Source organism: Enterococcus sp. 3G1_DIV0629 (assembly GCF_002141285.1).
Taxonomy (GTDB): Bacteria; Bacillota; Bacilli; order Lactobacillales; family Enterococcaceae; genus Enterococcus_B; species Enterococcus_B lactis.
Genome location: NZ_NGLI01000010.1, coordinates 1 through 1,824 on the forward strand (window position 1 = coordinate 1; position 1,824 = coordinate 1,824).

General features: G+C 33.3%; 1 protein-coding gene. It reads right to left on the reverse strand.

Features of this window, described 5'->3' with window-relative positions:
- Positions 1-1,824, reverse strand: a 1,824-nt coding sequence (locus tag A5816_RS16435; protein ID WP_179189749.1) for a hypothetical protein, incomplete at both ends; no start/stop codon positions are given.

Sequence of the window (1,824 nt, forward strand, 5' to 3'; positions counted from 1 at the left end):
CAACCCTAAAATAAATCGTTCTTGCTCGTAATAACAATGAATAGACAAATTATTCTCATAAACATAGTTCAGTTTTACTGGAATTTCTTGCGTCACAGCTTCTCCTAAGGAAACTTCTAAAGTATTCGTTTGTTCCCCTGTTTTTCCTAGGTTGAACGGATCTTTCAACCCATACTGCACCGGCATATCAGAAAATGCATCATGGACAGATGCCACAAATTCTTTTGCTTCTACTGGACTTCCTACTTCTGTCGTTACCTCTTTAGTTTGAATCACATTGTCAGAGAAATAGACTAATTGATCATTTTGAATTCTAAAGAGTTCTTCTTTTTTACATGAATCAAAATCAAGTTTAATCTCACCATTTTGATAGAATTGTAGTTTGTTATCAAATATATTTTTTACTTGGATCCAATCTCCCTCTTCATAAGTTCTACCATTTAATATTGATACTAAATCACTAGGTGTATCTTCACCATTCGCATTCATTTGATACTTTTGTTTCCCTTCTTTTGAAAAAACTGTCACGGAAACAAATAATCCTTGATTATCATTTAATTGAGTGGTCCGATCTGAGTCTGTTACAAAATTAATAGTTTTGTTATTTTTGTTTAGTCCCAAAATAAATCGTTCTTCAGAAGCATACCCACGCATTAACAGATTATTCTCATAAACATAGTTCAATTTCACTGGAATTTCTTGCGTTACAGCTTCTCCTAAGGAAACTTCTAAAGTATTCGTTTGTTCCCCTGTTTTTCCTGGGTTAAACGAATCTTTCAACGCATAATGGATAGACATATCAGAAAATGCATCATGAACAGATGCCACAAATTCTTCTGCTTCTACTGGACTTCCGACTTCTGTCGTCACCTTTTTAGTTTGGACCATATCGTCCGTTAGACGAATTAATTCATCATTCTGAATCATAAAAATTTCTTCTTTTTTACACGAACCAAAATCAAGTTTAATTTCTCCATTTTTATAATATTGTACTTTATTATCAAAAGTATGTTTTATATGAACAATATCACCATTTTCGTAAGATTTCCTATTCAATGAATCAATCATTTTACTAGCTAAATCTTCCGCATTAGCTTTCATTTGATACTTTTGTTTTCCTTCTTTGTCAGTAACAGTTATTGTCAAATATTCTCCTGAACCAGAATCGAGTTGTGTATTTTGACTTGTATCTGTAACAAAGTTGATGGTTCGATTATCTTCATTCAATCCTAAAATAAAACGTTCCTCTTCCCGATAACAGCGAATAGAAATGTTGTTATCATAAACATATGTTAACTTGATTGGTATTTCTCTAGAGAAGTGTTCTCCGAAGCAGACAGTCAACGTATTCGTTTGTTCCCCTGTTTTTCCTGGATTAAACTCAGAATTTAATGAATAACTAACGGATAAATTAGAGAGGGCTTCATTCACTGAATCCACAAATTCTTCCACTTCTACTGGACTTCCAACTTCTGTCGTTACCTCTTTAGTTTGAACCATATTGTCCGTTAGACGAACTAGTTCATCATTTTTAATTGTAAATAATTGATTTTTTCCTGAACTTCCAAAAGGTAATTCTACTTCCCCCTCTTGATAAAACTGCATTTTATGTGAATGTTGAAGATAGGAAACATCTAGGAGATCACCTTCTTCATACGAAGTTTGATCAAATGCTTTCACTAAGACTTCTGATAGATCTTCGGCATTGGTAGATGCTTGTTTTTTTAGCTTCCCTGTTCGATCATATAGCTCAATATTGATATAAGCTCCAGTCCCACTATCAAGTTGTGTTGTGAACTCTGTATTTTCTACCAAACGAATTTT